Origin of the sequence: Pseudomonas sp. 10S5, assembly GCF_035019745.1 — a bacterium.
GTDB lineage: Bacteria > Pseudomonadota > Gammaproteobacteria > Pseudomonadales > Pseudomonadaceae > Aquipseudomonas.
Genome location: NZ_JASJVL010000016.1, coordinates 39219 through 54505 on the forward strand (window position 1 = coordinate 39219; position 15287 = coordinate 54505).

At 55.3% G+C, this 15287-nt stretch carries 15 protein-coding genes; 10 read left to right on the forward strand and 5 right to left on the reverse strand.

All coding sequences use genetic code 11. The features are described from left to right. Positions 1 to 25: 25 nt before the first annotated feature. Positions 26 to 2788, reverse strand: a complete 2763-nt coding sequence (gene polA / locus QN378_RS17355; RefSeq protein WP_322205934.1) for a DNA polymerase I — start codon at positions 2786 to 2788, stop codon at positions 26 to 28. A 74-nt stretch (positions 2789 to 2862) separates the two neighbouring features. Here polA and QN378_RS17360 point away from each other — a divergent pair, with 74 nt between their 5' ends. Beyond that, the gene (locus QN378_RS17360; RefSeq protein WP_322205935.1) at positions 2863 to 3150 is read left to right on the forward strand and encodes a DUF2782 domain-containing protein; all 288 of its coding nucleotides are present in this window, start codon (positions 2863 to 2865) and stop codon (positions 3148 to 3150) included. Between the two features lie 37 nt (positions 3151 to 3187). After that, the gene (locus QN378_RS17365) at positions 3188 to 4138 is read left to right on the forward strand and encodes a homoserine kinase (RefSeq protein ID WP_322205936.1); all 951 of its coding nucleotides are present in this window, start codon (positions 3188 to 3190) and stop codon (positions 4136 to 4138) included. Between the two features lie 102 nt (positions 4139 to 4240). Here the strand turns inward: QN378_RS17365 and QN378_RS17370 are convergent, their stop codons facing one another. After that, on the reverse strand, positions 4241 to 5164 hold the full coding sequence (locus QN378_RS17370) for a zinc ABC transporter substrate-binding protein (protein WP_323567429.1): 924 nt from the start codon (positions 5162 to 5164) through the stop codon (positions 4241 to 4243). A 66-nt stretch (positions 5165 to 5230) separates the two neighbouring features. On the opposite strand from QN378_RS17370, the gene QN378_RS17375 reads away from it, so the two are divergent. The 4 genes from QN378_RS17375 (at position 5231) to QN378_RS17390 (ending at position 8096) form a co-directional block, all read left to right on the forward strand. Next, a complete protein-coding gene (locus QN378_RS17375; RefSeq protein WP_322205938.1) occupies positions 5231 to 5713 on the forward strand; it encodes a Fur family transcriptional regulator in 483 nt (160 codons plus the stop codon). Next, positions 5713 to 6504, forward strand: coding sequence for a zinc ABC transporter ATP-binding protein ZnuC (znuC, locus tag QN378_RS17380; protein ID WP_322205939.1), 792 nt, complete (start codon positions 5713 to 5715; stop codon positions 6502 to 6504). The genes QN378_RS17375 and znuC overlap by 1 nt, the downstream gene beginning before the upstream one ends. Beyond that, a complete protein-coding gene (gene znuB / locus QN378_RS17385; RefSeq protein WP_322205940.1) occupies positions 6497 to 7279 on the forward strand; it encodes a zinc ABC transporter permease subunit ZnuB in 783 nt (260 codons plus the stop codon). The genes znuC and znuB overlap by 8 nt, the downstream gene beginning before the upstream one ends. A gap of 100 nt (positions 7280 to 7379) precedes the next feature. Continuing rightward, positions 7380 to 8096, forward strand: coding sequence for a PA5502 family lipoprotein (locus QN378_RS17390; protein ID WP_322205941.1), 717 nt, complete (start codon positions 7380 to 7382; stop codon positions 8094 to 8096). A gap of 103 nt (positions 8097 to 8199) precedes the next feature. Here the strand turns inward: QN378_RS17390 and katE are convergent, their stop codons facing one another. After that, the gene (gene katE, locus QN378_RS17395) at positions 8200 to 10368 is read right to left on the reverse strand and encodes a catalase HPII (RefSeq protein ID WP_322205942.1); all 2169 of its coding nucleotides are present in this window, start codon (positions 10366 to 10368) and stop codon (positions 8200 to 8202) included. A gap of 356 nt (positions 10369 to 10724) precedes the next feature. Here katE and QN378_RS17400 point away from each other — a divergent pair, with 356 nt between their 5' ends. From QN378_RS17400 to QN378_RS17415, 4 genes are read left to right on the forward strand one after another with little or no spacing between them, the layout of a single operon-like run. Next, positions 10725 to 11732, forward strand: coding sequence for a methionine ABC transporter ATP-binding protein (locus QN378_RS17400; protein ID WP_322205943.1), 1008 nt, complete (start codon positions 10725 to 10727; stop codon positions 11730 to 11732). After that, entirely contained in the window at positions 11732 to 12406 is a 675-nt protein-coding gene (locus tag QN378_RS17405) for a methionine ABC transporter permease (RefSeq protein WP_323550812.1), read from the forward strand. The genes QN378_RS17400 and QN378_RS17405 overlap by 1 nt, the downstream gene beginning before the upstream one ends. A 53-nt stretch (positions 12407 to 12459) precedes the next feature. Further along, positions 12460 to 13233 (forward strand): MetQ/NlpA family ABC transporter substrate-binding protein, encoded by a 774-nt coding sequence (locus QN378_RS17410; RefSeq protein WP_322205944.1) that lies wholly within the window; start codon positions 12460 to 12462, stop codon positions 13231 to 13233. 59 nt (positions 13234 to 13292) lie between these two features. Continuing rightward, positions 13293 to 13718: a VOC family protein gene (locus tag QN378_RS17415; RefSeq protein WP_322205945.1), complete on the forward strand. Its 426-nt coding sequence runs from the start codon at positions 13293 to 13295 to the stop codon at positions 13716 to 13718. A gap of 25 nt (positions 13719 to 13743) precedes the next feature. Here QN378_RS17415 and QN378_RS17420 read toward each other — a convergent pair whose 3' ends face one another. Both QN378_RS17420 and cyoE read right to left on the reverse strand, forming a co-directional pair. Then, a complete protein-coding gene (locus QN378_RS17420) occupies positions 13744 to 14376 on the reverse strand; it encodes an SCO family protein (RefSeq protein WP_322205946.1) in 633 nt (210 codons plus the stop codon). Continuing rightward, positions 14373 to 15272 (reverse strand): heme o synthase, encoded by a 900-nt coding sequence (cyoE, locus tag QN378_RS17425; RefSeq protein WP_323550810.1) that lies wholly within the window; start codon positions 15270 to 15272, stop codon positions 14373 to 14375. The genes QN378_RS17420 and cyoE overlap by 4 nt, the downstream gene beginning before the upstream one ends. Positions 15273 to 15287: the final 15 nt, after the last annotated feature.

The window sequence follows — 15287 nt, forward strand, 5'->3', positions numbered from 1 at the left end:
CTTAAGTCGCAGTAACAACGTTCGTTTAGTGAGCCTCATCCCAGTTGTTACCCACGCCAACCTCCACGAGCAGCGGTACGTCTAACGTTGCTGCGCCGCTCATGTAAGGACGAATCAGTTCGTTTACCTCTTCGACAAGATCTTCGCGCACTTCCAGAACCAACTCGTCATGCACCTGCAAGATAACCCGAGCATCGATTCCCGAGTCAGTCAGCCAACCATCCACAGCAATCATCGCCTTCTTGATGATATCGGCGGCAGTGCCTTGCATGGGCGCATTAATTGCAGTCCGTTCGGCACCCTTGCGAAGCGATTGATTCTTGGCATTGATATCGGGCAAATACAGTCGACGGCCGAACAAGGTTTCAACAAAACCCTGTTCTGCGGCCTGCGCCCGAGTGCGCTCCATATAGTCGAGCACGCCTGGGTAACGGGCGAAATAACGATCGATATAAGCTTGGGACTCTTTACGATCCACGCCAATCTGCTTAGCCAGACCAAAGGCACTCATGCCGTAGATCAAACCAAAGTTGATGGCCTTAGCCTTGCGACGCATGTCAATGCTAACGCTGTCCAGTTCGACACCAAATACCTCGGCGGCTGTCGCGCGGTGCACATCCAGGTCGTTGCGGAACGCGTGGAGCAAGCCTTCATCCTTGGCCAAATGGGCCATGATCCGCAGTTCAATCTGCGAATAGTCCGCCGCCAACAGCTTGTAGCCTTTGGGCGCAATAAAGGCCTGACGAATCCGGCGCCCTTCGGCGCTACGAATCGGAATGTTCTGCAGGTTAGGATCACTGGAGGACAAACGACCCGTCGCTGCCACGGCCTGATGGTACGACGTGTGAATCCGCCCGGTGCGCGGGTTTATCTGCTCGGGCAAACGGTCGGTGTAGGTGCTTTTCAGTTTGCTCATCGAGCGGTATTGCATCAGCACTTTAGGCAGCGGGAAATCCAGCTCGGCCAGTTCGGCCAAGACCGCCTCGGCCGTAGACGCCTGGCCCTTGGCAGTTTTGCTCAGAACAGGCAGCCCGAGCTTTTCATAGAGAATCACTCCCAACTGCTTGGGCGAACCCAGATTGAACTCCTCACCGGCAATCGCGAAAGCCTCACGCTCCAGCCCGGTCATCTTGTCGCCCAGCTCGACGCTCTGAATACCCAGTAACTTGGCATCGACCAAAGCACCCTGGCGTTCAATTCTCGCCAACACCGGCACCAGCGGCATTTCGATATCAGTCAGCACCGGCGCCAAACTTGGCGTCACCGCGAGTCGCTCCATCAAAGCGTGGTGCAAGCGCAGGGTCAGATCGGCGTCTTCGGCCGCAAACTGGGCGGCCTGCTCCAACGCAATCTGGTCAAAGCTCAGTTGCTTAACGCCTTTGCCGGCGATGTCTTGCAGGCTGATATTAGTGTGATTCAAATACTTGAGCGCTAAATTGTCTTTGTCATGGCGAGTGGCCGTTGAATCCAATACGTAGGATTCGAGCATGGTGTCAAACGCCAAGCCTCGAACCGTGATGCCTTGACTCTGATCACCATCCATCGCGCAGTTAGCGAGAATATTGATATCAAATTTGGCGTGCTGACCGACTTTGATTTTGCTCGCGTCCTCAAGTAATGGCTGGAGTGTGCGCAGCACCATGTCGCGATCCAGTTGCTGCGGCACGCCCATGTAAGAGTGGGTCAGCGGGACGTAGGCCGCCTCGTTGACCTTGACCGCAAACGAAATGCCGACCAGTTGTGCCCGCTGAGCGTCGAGCCCGTTGCTTTGAGTGACGAACGCGAAAAGCTTGGCGCCGTTTAGCTTTTTCATCCAGGTATCTAATTGATCCTGTTCGAGGATGGTCTCATAGCGTGTCGGAACGACCATTGGATCGTCGGATATAACAATCTCTTCGCCAGCGCGTTTCGCATCGCGCTGTAACTCTTCGATCCAGCTTTTGAATTCCAGCTCGGTGTATAACTCGACCAATTTTTCACGGTCAGGCTCACTGCAATGCAACGCATCTAGCTCAATATCCAACGGCACGTCGATTTTGATCGTCGCCAGCTCGTAGGACAGGAACGCCATGGTCTTGTGCTCTTCGAGCTTGATTGCCAGTGTTTTCGCACCGCGAATCGGCAGAGCCGCGACTTTTTCCAGATTCGCATAAACGTCGATTAATCCGCCGCCAATGCCCGCCAGCAGACCCACCGCAGTTTTCTCACCTACACCAGGTACGCCTGGGATGTTGTCGACTTTATCGCCCATCAGCGCAAGGTAATCGATGATGTGCTCAGGACCGACGCCGAACTTCTCCTTCACGCCAGCGATATCCAGCACGCTTCCAGTCATCGTGTTGACCAAGGTAATGTGCCCATCGACCAGCTGCGCCATGTCCTTATCGCCGGTCGAGATGATGACCGGACGATCAGCGGCCGCGCTGCTGCGGGCCAATGTACCGATGACGTCATCAGCCTCGACATTTTCAACACACAGCAACGGATAGCCCAAGCCCTTTACGCAAGCGTGAAGCAGATCAACCTGCACCCGAAGATCATCCGGCATGCTCGGGCGATTGGCTTTGTATTCGGCGTAGAGAGCGTCGCGAAACGTGCCGCCTTTGGCATCGAAAACCACAGCAAACGGGCTGTCGGGGTATTGCCGACGCAAACTTTTAAGCATATTAAGCACGCCTTTCACCGCCCCGGTAGGCAACCCCTTAGAGGTGGCGAGCGGAGGCAGCGCGTGAAAGGCGCGGTAGAGATAAGAAGAACCGTCCACCAGGACGAGGGGGGCTTGGCTCATGAGCAGGATCAACCTTTTCGACGGGGTCGGCGCTAGAATGCGAGGACCGTTGACGACAAAGGGACAAGGTTATCATGCGAACAACAAATCGCCTGTTGCTGGCCAGTCTGTTGCTACTCTGTCCGTTCGCGGTTAATGCGCAAGACGAAGCCCCTTCAGCGGAACCGGACATCACTATTCACACTGAAGGTGACAAAGTCATTCAAGAGTACCGACAAAATGGCTTCCTTTATGCGATCAAGATCACGCCGGCGCATGGCAAACCGTATTTTTTAGTCCGCGCCGATGGCACAGACGCCAACTTCATTCGTTCGGACCAACCGGACATGCTGATTCCCTCATGGGTGCTTTTCAGTTGGTAACGCCCCACATTCACTTAATTTGCTGGCAGTCTTGATCATGTCCGTGTTTACCCCCCTGGCTCGGCCCGAGCTGGAAACCTTTCTTGCCCCTTACGGCCTAGGCCGTTTGCGTGATTTTCAGGGCATTGCCGCTGGCAGCGAAAACAGCAATTTTTTCGTCAGCCTGGAACAGGGCGAGTTCGTTCTGACATTGGTGGAACGTGGTCCGATTCAGGATTTGCCGTTTTTCATCGAACTGCTCGATGTCCTGCACGACGCGAACTTGCCAGTGCCTTATGCCCTGCGCACCACTCAGGGCAGCGCATTGCGCGAGCTGGCGGGCAAACCGGCTCTGTTGCAGCCGCGCCTGGCGGGCAAACACATCAAAGAGCCGAACACTCAGCACTGCGTGCAGATTGGCGAATTGCTCGGGCATCTACACGTGGCCACCCGTGACCGAGTGCTAGAGCGCAAAACGGATCGGGGGCTAGACTGGATGCTGACTGAGGGCACAACCTTTTTGTCGCACCTGAACGAAATCCAGCGTGGACTGCTGCAATCGGCGCTGGAAGAAATCGAGCGTCTTAAGTCTCGTATTCTGGCTTTGCCGCGAGCCAACCTGCACGCAGACCTGTTTCGCGACAACGTACTGTTTGAAGGTACCCATCTGACAGGACTGATTGATTTCTACAACGCCTGCTCAGGCCCGATGCTTTATGACGTTGCGATTGCGCTGAACGACTGGTGCTCATTCCAAAACGGCCAGATCGACGGACCCCGGGCCCGCGCCATGCTCGGTGCCTACGTTGGCTTACGCCCCTTTACCGCTGGCGAAGCCGAACTGTGGCCGACGATGCTGCGCGTGGCCTGTGTTCGTTTCTGGCTGTCACGCTTGATCGCCGCAGAATCATTTGCCGGGCAAAATGTATTGATCCACGACCCAATGGAGTTCCAGCAACGATTGGCACAACGTCAGCATATTCATACACCGCTGCCGTTTGCGCTATAAAAGTTGACGCTCTTTGCTATCGAGCTTTTTAGTAACCCTGAACGGCACCCATAAACTGGACGACCATCTGCTTTTGGAGTGCCGTTACCGATCACGACTGCCTCACAGAGACTCCAGGCAACTGACCAAATCATTGCCGATTTTTTTCATCATCTGCTCGTAGCCCTGCGCGGTCGCAGGAGCGTAGCCTCCAAGACCATCGAGCTCAGCCAATTTTACGGGTAAGCCTGCCGACAGGGTTTCCGCGAGGCGCGGGCGTAGCGGAGGCTCGCTGAACACACACGTTTTGCCGACTTCAGTCAGTCTTGCACGCATTGCAGCGACGTGCTGAGCCCCTGGCTGCACTTCTTCGGCCACGCTCAATACACCCGCGTGCTTGATCCCGTAAGCGTCTTCGAAGTAATCGAATGCCTCGTGAAAAACAAAGAATGGCATGTTCACAACGCCAGCGACCCGGGACTTCAATTGCACATCCAATGCGTCGAGACGCGTGTCGAACGCCTTCAAGTTACTTTCATAACGTGCCGAGTGCGTGGGGTCCGCCACAGACAAATCGCTGGCCATCCGAGCCGCGATCACTCGCGCATTCACCGAGGACAACCACAGGTGAGCATCAAGGCTGCCCGGCCGGTGATCGTGATCGTGTTCTGCCGTGTCAGCAGCTTCATGAGATTGGCTATCAGCCGCGAAATGGCGCAGGTGCAGGCCTGGTAACGACTGAACGCTGATGGTCGGTGATGTGCGATTTTTCAGCACGCGAGGCAGGAAGCTCTCCATGTCTGGACCGATCCAATAAAGCAGATCAACGTCGCCCACCCGCCGTACATCGGACGGGCGGAGCGCGTAATTATGGGGTGATGCGCCCGGCGGCAGAAGCACTTCTGGCTTGCCTACACCGTCCTGAACGGCAGCAGCAATGAGCTGTAACGGCTTGATACTGGTCAATACCCGAACATCAGCGTTGGCAGAAGAAATCATCAGTACGCTGGCAGATAGAGCAACAACGATGACAAAAAGACGGGACACGAAAACCACCGAAAGAGACAGGAACAGGTAACATAATAACGTCTCTCACAAAAATCGTCCTCGCCCATGCCCAAAACCCCGCTTGCCAGTCGTCCCCACGATCACTCCCATTGCGTACACACTGCGCTTTCCGAGGCTGACACGCTGTGCGCGCGTAAAGGCTTACGCCTGACCGCCCTGCGTCGTCGTGTACTGGAGCTGGTCTGGCAAAGCCATAAACCGTTGGGTGCCTACGACATCCTGGCGGTGTTGAGTGAAGAAGATGGTCGTCGCGCCGCGCCCCCTACTGTGTACCGAGCTTTGGATTTTCTACTGGAAAACGGTCTCGTTCACCGGATTGCCTCGCTCAACTCATTCACCGGCTGCAACCATCCGACGCATGCGCATCAGGGCCAATTTCTGATTTGCCGCGAATGCAATGCGGCTATCGAACTCCAACATCCACTCATTACTCAAGCCGTAATCAGTGCAGCGACGGAAGTGGGTTTCACCGTTGAAGGGCAAACCATCGAAATTCTTGGAATTTGTGCAGGTTGCAAGGCCGCCTGATGAGCACTGCATTGATCCATATCGACCAGGTGAACGTCGCCTTCGCCGGGCAAAGTGTGCTGGAGAACATCCAGCTTAGTGTGGAGCCCGGACAAATTGTCACTTTGATCGGTCCCAACGGTGCTGGCAAAACCACGCTTGTGCGGGCCGTTTTGGGTTTGCTAAAGCCAGACTCCGGGACTGTTTGGCGAAAACCGAAATTGCGTGTCGGCTACATGCCACAAAAGCTTCATGTCGACCCCACACTGCCGTTATCGGTGCTGCGTTTTCTAAGGTTGGTGCCTGGTGTGGGCCGCCTTCGGGCACTGTCGGCACTCAATGAAGTTGGCGCTGAACGGGTGATCGACAGCCCGCTGCAGGGTATTTCCGGAGGTGAAATGCAACGGGTTCTGCTAGCCCGGGCCTTACTGCGCGAACCTGAATTGTTGGTTCTCGATGAACCGGTGCAAGGCGTCGACGTTGCAGGCCAAGCCGATCTGTACAGCCTGATTACCCGCCTGCGTGATCGTCATGGCTGCGGCGTGCTGATGGTGTCTCACGACCTGCATCTGGTGATGAGTACGACCGATCAAGTGGTTTGTCTGAACCGGCACGTGTGCTGTTCGGGCCACCCTGAACAGGTCAGTAACGATCCGGCCTTCGTTGAGCTATTTGGCACCAACGCGCAAAGTTTGGCTATTTATCACCACCATCACGATCACGCCCATGATTTGCACGGCGCGGTGGTCGATGACAGTGCAGCAGCGGCACAACCGACTCATCTCCACGGAGACAACTGCAAGCATGGCTGATTTTCTACTCTATGCCCTGTTGGCAGGTTTGGCTCTGGCGGTGGTCGCGGGCCCGTTGGGCTCGTTCGTGGTCTGGCGACGCATGGCGTATTTTGGCGACACCTTGTCCCACGCAGCCTTGCTCGGTGTGGCATTGGGTTTTTTGCTAAACATCAGCCCTGCTTTAGCGGTCACCGTCGGCTGCCTGCTATTGGCAATCTTGTTGGTGACGTTGCAACAACGCCAGCCGCTGGCATCCGACACGCTGTTAGGCATTCTCGCACCCAGTACGCTGTCCCTCGGACTGGTAGTACTAAGTTTCATGCACAACGTCCGCATCGATTTGATGGGTTACTTGTTCGGTGACTTGTTGGCGATCAGTCCAACTGACCTGGCGTGGATCCTGAGCGGCAGCGCTATGGTCCTGGGACTGATCATCGTGCTCTGGCGACCGTTATTGGCCATCACGGTGCATGAAGAGTTGGCAACCGTCGAAGGATTGCCCGTGGCAACACTGCGCCTGACCTTAATGCTGCTGATCGCGATCGTTATTGCGGTGGCGATGAAGATCGTCGGCGTTCTATTAATAACCTCTTTATTGATCATTCCAGCGGCTGCGGCACAACGTCACGCACGATCTCCCGAACAAATGGCCTTGGGCGCTAGTCTATTAGGTGTGGTTGCGGTGTGCTGCGGGCTGGCCCTGTCCTGGTTCAAGGACACTCCGGCCGGACCATCGATTGTGATCTGTGCCGCGGGGCTATTTTTACTCAGCTTCGTTTTGCCTAAGCGGTAGTGCCAGACCCACAAATGCGCTCACAATCGAACAGTTATTTTCGAGGCAAGGCACTTATGTGTAAACTTGCTCGTTTTTTGCGCAATTAGAGAGTCGCAGGATGAAGCCGTTCACCTCCCGTTATCTGCTCCTTGTCGCATTTTCCATCCTGTTAGGCGCTTGCCAGACAGTGCCGATGGTCGAGTCCCCTGCGCCCGCTCCAGAGCCAAATGGCTTCGAGCAGCTTGGGCAAAACATTGCCAGCAGCGAATTAGCCACAGCTGAGGATCAGTTGGCAGCGCTGCAAAAACAGATGCCCAATGATCCCCGCATAGAGCAATACCAGCGACAACTGGCCGAGGCGTATTTGAAGCGTAGCCAAGTGGTGCTACAGAAAGGCGATATCAACGCCGCAGCCACAGCCTTAAGTCGTGCCCGCGTACTGATGCCTAAGGCGCCGGCACTCACTAGCGGCGTCAATGGCGCAATAGCTCAAGCACGTAAAGCCGAATTGGAAAAAGCAGAAGCAGAGCTAAAAGCGGCGGAAGCTAAACGCATTGCGAAGGTCATTGACCCTGCGGCAGAAAGCACATCAATTGCACTAAAAATCGGCGAAATGCGCGAACTACGTAGGCAGCTCGATGGGATTGCCGCCGACGTAACTGCCTTCAATTGCACCGTGACGCTACAGGTGCCGCGCACCGACGACTACCCTTGGCTCGCGACGTTGCTGACCAAGCGTGTGACAAAGATTAATCCCGACTTTGAATTGCAATTGGAAAGGCAGATTGATCGAAGCCAACCTGCCCATCTGATCCTCAAGCCCGCGAAGCTGTAAATCCCGAATTCGAAATTTTCTGTAGAAGCCCACTTGTTGGCGAAAGGCTTAATGCGGTGAGTCAGACCACCGCCTCGCTAACAAGTGGGTTACTACAGAACGATCATGCCGGAATCGCTTTAGCCTTAGGCTCTCGCGCCCACACGCGGTGTTGTGCAATCGCGGCAAAAAATGCTTTGAACAGCTTGCCATTCTTGCTCACTAACAATCCGTCGTCCGCATCCAAGTGAAGAACGTCCAGCAACTGGCTGGCCTCACCACTCAAGGCGATGGCTTTCAAGTGCTTATATGCCTCCAACAAGAAGTGCAATGCCACACCGTTGGTGCTTAACGCGGTCACTGAGTCGGCGCCGCCGGGTACGAATACCGCATCAAACGCCACAGAAGGCATGCCTTCCATAGACGCATCCACAGGCAGGAACTGACCATCGGCGGTCTTGATCGGTGCAGACGTAGGGCCAAGCAGTTTGGCGTGCGCACCCTCCGCCTCCAGTGCCTTCTTCAAGGCGTCGATAGCCGCACCGTCAACACCGTTCGCAGCCAGAATCGCCACTTTGCGCGAAACAATATCGCCAGACAGCAAGTTCACCTGACTCAAGGCAGGCGACTCTGTGACCGATACCGTATGGGGTGTGACCGTACCCGAGGTAGGCGCAGAAAGTCCGAGGTTGGCAGCTACCCGTGCCGCCAGTTCTAAATCAATGTTTGCCAGAATTTCATTGATCTGCCGCGCGCGAATCGATTCACGTTCGACCTTACCTAACTCGAAACTGTAGGCGGCGATAATGTGCTCTTTTTCGTGATGGCTCATGCTGTTGAAAAACAGCGTCGCCTGAGAGAAGTGATCAGAAAACGATTCGCTCCGACGCCTTACCTTGTGCGCCTCTAGACGCTCGGGATAAGTCTCGAAACCACCGTCCTGCGGGGCCGATGGCGTTTCTTTAGGCCAGCCACCGTCGATGGAATTAGGCTCATAGGAAGCCCGGCCTTTGTCGATGGTCATCCTATGCAGCGCGTCGCGCTGGTCGCTGTGATTCGGCGCAAGCGGACGGTTTATCGGGATTTCGTGGAAATTCGGTCCACCAAGTCGGCTGATCTGGGTATCAGTGTAGGAAAACAGCCGACCTTGCAGCAGTGGATCGTTGGAGAAATCGATGCCTGGCACCATATGTCCTGGGCAGAACGCGACCTGCTCAGTCTCGGCAAAAAAGTTATCCGGATTGCGGTTTAGCACCATCTTGCCCAGCGGCGTTACCGGCACCAGCTCTTCGGGAATAATTTTGGTCGGATCGAGGATGTCGAAATCAAACTTATGCTCGTCCTCTTCGGCGACGATCTGCACACCGAATTCCCACTCAGGGTAATCGCCGGTTTCGATCGACTCCCACAGGTCGCGACGGTGGAAGTCGGTGTCTTTACCGGCCAATTTTTGTGCTTCATCCCACAGCAGGGAGCAGACGCCGAATTTCGGCTTCCAGTGAAACTTGACGAAGCTCGACTTACCTTCGGCGTTGATTAAGCGAAAGGTGTGTATCCCGAACCCCTGCATCGTCCGCAGGCTCTTCGGAATGGCGCGATCAGACATGGTCCACAACACCATGTGTGCAGATTCCGGAACCAACGAGACGAAGTCCCAAAACGTATCGTGGGCAGAACCGCCGGTTGGGATTTCATTGTGCGGTTCAGGTTTTACCGCGTGGACGAAGTCAGGGAATTTGATCGCGTCTTGAATAAAGAACACCGGCATGTTGTTGCCAACCAAATCGAAGTTGCCTTCCTCGGTGTAGAACTTGACGGCAAAACCCCTGACATCACGCACCGTATCGCCAGAGCCCCGTGGCCCCTGGACCGTAGAGAAACGCGCGAACACCGGCGTCTTTTTCCCAGGATCCTGCAGGAATCCTGCCTTGCTTAACAGCGCATGATTTTCGTAGGTTTGAAAATAACCATGCGCGGCTGTGCCGCGTGCATGCACGATGCGCTCTGGAATTCGTTCATGGTCAAAATGCGTGATTTTTTCACGCATGATGAAATCTTCAAGCAAAGACGGGCCGCGATCACCGACTTTGAGCGTGTTTTGGTTGTCAGAAACCTTTACGCCCTGATTGGTACGCAAGGCTTGCCCAGTGGCGTCAGATCGAAACTGATCAAGGCTTTCAACTTTCTCATTGGTGTTGCCCCGATCCAATGTGTCGGTGCCCGCCATCTGGCTGCTCACCGGGTTAGAATTCGCATGGGTTGTCGTGTTGGTTATGGTCTTCTTAGTGGCCATCAGACTAAATCTCCTGGGACTCAGGTCACCCGTCAACTGGGTCGTTACGGATGTAATCGGGATTGACTCTCCTGGCACGTAACTCAGGAAACGCCGGTGTCTATTAATGACTAAGAACGAAATAAGCCGTTCCGAGTATTTTGCGACCTTTGGTCTGCTCGCCAATGGATGTCCGACTCAGTTTCCCGATATTGCCGTTTCGTCAGTCCAGTATGAAATTAATGCTAAGAACCTCCCGCCGGACAGGCTAAAATGCGCGCCCGGCTCACCCAGTCGGTGTTTGTTGGTCGTAAGAACGCCTGGGCATTCGGCACTTTCACCAGCCTTTTTTACCGCGCCCCCACAAGGTTCGCTACGTGATCGAGTTTCATAACGTCCACAAAACCTATCGGGTTGCGGATCGGGACATCCCCGCTTTGCACCCCACCAGTCTGCGGGTCGAAGACGGCCAGGTATTCGGCCTGATCGGCCATTCCGGCGCCGGCAAAAGCACGCTTCTGCGGCTGATCAATCGCCTGGAAACACCGAGCGGCGGACAAATCGTTGTCGATGGCGAAGACGTCACCGCTTTCGACGCCACTGCCTTAAGGGGTTTTCGCCGCCAAGTCGGCATGATCTTTCAGCATTTCAATTTGCTGGCGTCCCGGACTGTCGCTGATAACGTCGGTATGCCGTTGACCCTTGCAGGCGACATGACGCGCAGTCAGATTAGTGCGCGTGTGGCCGAGTTGCTGGAACGCGTCGGCCTGGCCGACCAGGCGAAAAAATACCCAACTCAGTTGTCGGGCGGGCAAAAGCAACGCGTTGGTATTGCGCGCGCACTGGCGACTAAACCAAAAATACTGCTGTGCGACGAAGCCACTAGCGCCCTGGATCCGCAAACCACGGCGTCGGTGCTGCAACTGTTGGCTGAAATCAACCGAGAGCTGAAACTGACCATCGTCCTGATCACTCACGAGATGGACGTTATCCGTCGCGTCTGTGATTACGTGGCGGTAATGGATGCGGGAAAAATCGTCGAACAGGGTCCGGTGGCGGATGTGTTTCTGCACCCACAGCACCCGACAACCAAGCGTTTTGTGCAAGAAGACGAGCAGATCGACGACGGCGAGCTTCGTGACGACTTCGCCCATGTGCAGGGCCGCATCGTGCGTCTGACCTTTCAGGGAGAATCCACTTACGCGCCGCTGCTGGGCACCGTGGCTCGAGAGACGGGCGTCGATTACAGCATCCTTGCTGGCCGCATCGACCGCATCAAAGATACTCCGTATGGGCAACTGACCTTGGCCATCACCGGTGGCGACATGGAGGCGGCGTTTGCCCGCTTCACCGCCGCGGATGTCCACATGGAGGTGCTGCGATGATGGACACTCTGGTGAATCTATTCTCCAACGTCGATTGGTACGAAATCTGGATCGCTACCGGCGATACGTTGGTGATGCTCGGTATTTCGCTGGCCTTCACCGTGCTGCTGGGCCTGCCGCTGGGGGTGTTGATGTTCCTGACCTCGCCACGCCAGCTGTTGGAAAACCATCGTCTGTATGCCACCGTGGCGCTGTTGGTCAACATGCTGCGCGCGCTGCCCTTTATCATCTTGCTGATCGTGATGATGCCCCTTACAGAGCTGATCACTGGCACCTCGCTGGGTGTTCTCGGCACCTTGCCACCACTGGTGGCCGGGGCTACGCCATTCTTCGCACGACTGGTCGAAACCGCGTTGCGCGAAGTTGACAAGGGCATCATCGAAGCGACCCAAGCCATGGGCGCAACGACTCGGCAGATCATTATCAAAGCGCTGTTGCCCGAAGCGCGGCCTGGCATTCTGGCCGCGATTACCGTGACCGCCATCGCCTTGGTGTCATTCACCGCCATGGCCGGTGCCGTGGGTGCAGGCGGCCTTGGTGATTTGGCGATTCGTTATGGTTACCAACGCTTTCAGAACGATGTGATGTTCGTCACGGTCGTATTGCTATTAGTCCTGGTGCAGATCCTGCAAACCGTCGGCGACAAGCTGGTGGCGCACTTTACCCACCGCTAAACCTAGACAGCCAAGGCCTTCTCGAACGAGGGGGCTTTTCACGGAGTTGATGCATGAAAAAGCTTATCGCAGTGTTCGCCGCTTTAGTTGCTCTGAGCGCCCACGCTGATGAAACCTTGGTTGTGGGCGCCTCGGCCGTACCCCACGCGGAAATTCTCGAAGTGGTCAAACCGATGCTGGCCAAAGACGGGATCGATCTGCAAATCAAAGTCTTCAACGATTACATCCAGCCCAACGTGCAACTCGCAGAAAAACGCCTCGACGCTAACTTCTTCCAGCATCAACCGTACCTGGATGAATTCAACAAAGGCAAAGGCACCGATTTGGTGGCCGTCGCCAAGGTCCACGTCGAGCCACTGGGCGCTTACTCCAGTACCTATAAAAAGCTCGATGAATTACCGGACGGCGCGACCGTAGCCCTGCCCAACGACCCCACCAATGAAGGTCGGGCGCTGTTGCTGTTGGCGAAGGGCGGCTTGATCACACTGAAAGACCCGACCAACATTCTGTCGACACCCAAAGACATTGCGGATAACCCAAAGGCGCTGAAATTTCGCGAGCTGGAAGCGGCCACCTTGCCTCGCGTGTTGACCAGCATTGATCTGGCGCTGATCAACACCAACTACGCATTGGCGGTGCAGTTGGACCCAACCAAAGATGCGTTACTCATCGAAGGCAGCGACTCGCCTTACGTGAACATCTTGGTCGCTCGTCCGGACAATCGGGATTCGATTCCGATGCAGAAGCTAGTCGCCGCGTTGCACAGCCCGGAAGTTAAGCAATTCATTCTTGAAAAATATCAAGGTGCGGTCGTTCCGGCGTTTTGATCTAAGCGCCATTGGCCTAAACTCAGGGCACTCCGTATCCCTGATTGAGGTTGTTTGTCATGGCGCTGTCCCCTTTCCATTTGGCAATCCCTGTTCACGACCTCGCCGCCGCTCGGCATTTCTACGGCGAGGTGTTTGGCTGCGCCGAAGGCCGCAGCAGCGAGCAGTGGGTCGACTTCAATTTCTTCGGCCATCAACTGGTTATCCACCAACAAGCCAAAAGCCCGGCCCAGGAAAAAGCCCTAAGCAATGCAGTGGACGGCCACGACGTGCCGGTGCCGCATTTTGGCGTTGTGCTGGATTGGGAAGAATGGGAAGCGTTGGCTGACCGGCTCAAAACACGGCAAACCACATTTGTGATCGAACCCTATATCCGCTTTCAGGGCCAGGTCGGTGAACAAGCCACCATGTTCCTCTTCGACCCCTGCGGCAACGCGTTGGAGTTCAAAGCCTTCAAGGACATTGGGCAGATGTTTGCCAAATAAGAAAACACCCACCCTTATTAATTATTTACTCCCGAACCAACAACCGCGGCAGTTGCTCGACCATTTTCTTGTTATTCAACGGCGAGCGAATGAAGCCGCGTTGGGTGCCGTCCGGGCCGAGGAGGGCAAGGTTGCCGCTGTGGTCGACGGTGTAATTAGGCTTGCTGGTGTCGGCTGGAATAAACGGGATACTTACCGCGTTGGCGAGTTTCTGGATGTCTTCAACCGGTGCTGTCAGGCCTTGGAACTCGGGGTCGAAGTAGCCGAGGTATTGTTTAAGCTGTTGTGGCGTATCCCGATTAGGGTCAACGCTGACCAGTACAACTTGTAATTTGCCGAGCACCTCGTTGGGCAGTTCTTTTTTAATCTGACGCAGTTGGGCAAGGGTGGTCGGGCAAATGTCCGGACAGAAGGTGTAGCCGAAAAACAGCATCGTCCATTTGCCTTTCAATTGAGCGATGGATACTGCTTTGCCGTCCTGATTTGTCATCTTAAGGTCAGGCAGGCTACGGCTGGTGGGCAGCAAAATGATCCCCGCATCAATCATAGCCGTCGGATCGCCCTGACCTCTGTTGGACAACACCTGATTAACCGTAAGGCCCAGAACCAAGGCCACAATCGCGACCAGAATAAAAACCGTTTTTTGAACTCGAGTCATAGATTCAACAATAAGTAGTGATCGACGAGCAGCGCAATGAACAACAGGAACAAGTAATAAATAGAGTACTTGAAGGTGTTGATAGCCGCGTGCGGTTTGATGCCACGGTACAGCACCCATGACATCCACAGAAAGCGCGCACCCAAACCTAATGCGCATAGCAGATAAAGCATGCCGCTCATATGAATGACATACGGCAGCATACTGACCGCTAACAGCACCATTGTGTACAGCAGAATATGGACCTTGGTGTAATGCTCGCCATGAGTAACCGGCAGCATCGGAATGTCCGCTTTGGCGTATTCCTCCTTGCGATGAATTGCCAGCGCCCAGAAATGCGGCGGGGTCCAGGCGAAGATGATTAGCACCAACAATAGCGACTCGGCACTCACATGGCCGGTGGTAGCCACCCAACCGAGCAACGGCGGCGCTGCGCCAGCGAGGCCTCCAATCACGATGTTCTGCGGCGTCGCACGCTTCAGGAATCCGGTGTAGATCACTGCGTAACCCAATAACGAAGCCAGCGTCAGCCAAGCCGTCAGTGGGTTGGTAAACGCAAGCAACAAGGCTTGGCCCGCCGCCGCCAGCAACAGAGCAAAGGTCAAAGCAGCAGCGGGGGTTACACGGCCCTCGGCCAACGGCCTTTTTTTGGTACGCGCCATCACTGCGTCGATACGTCGATCCACTACATGATTAACCACAGCCGCGCCGCCCGCGCAAAACGCGATCCCCATATTGCCAAACACCAACACGGTCCACGGCACGCCCGCGCGAGTGGCGAGAAACATCCCGACCAGAGACGTGATGAGCATCAGCACCACCACCTTCGGCTTGGTCAGTTCAAGGTAATCCCGCCAGATAGCCTGATGGCGTTGCTCGCGGACTAGAGTAGTCACGGCATCTCTCCTTAT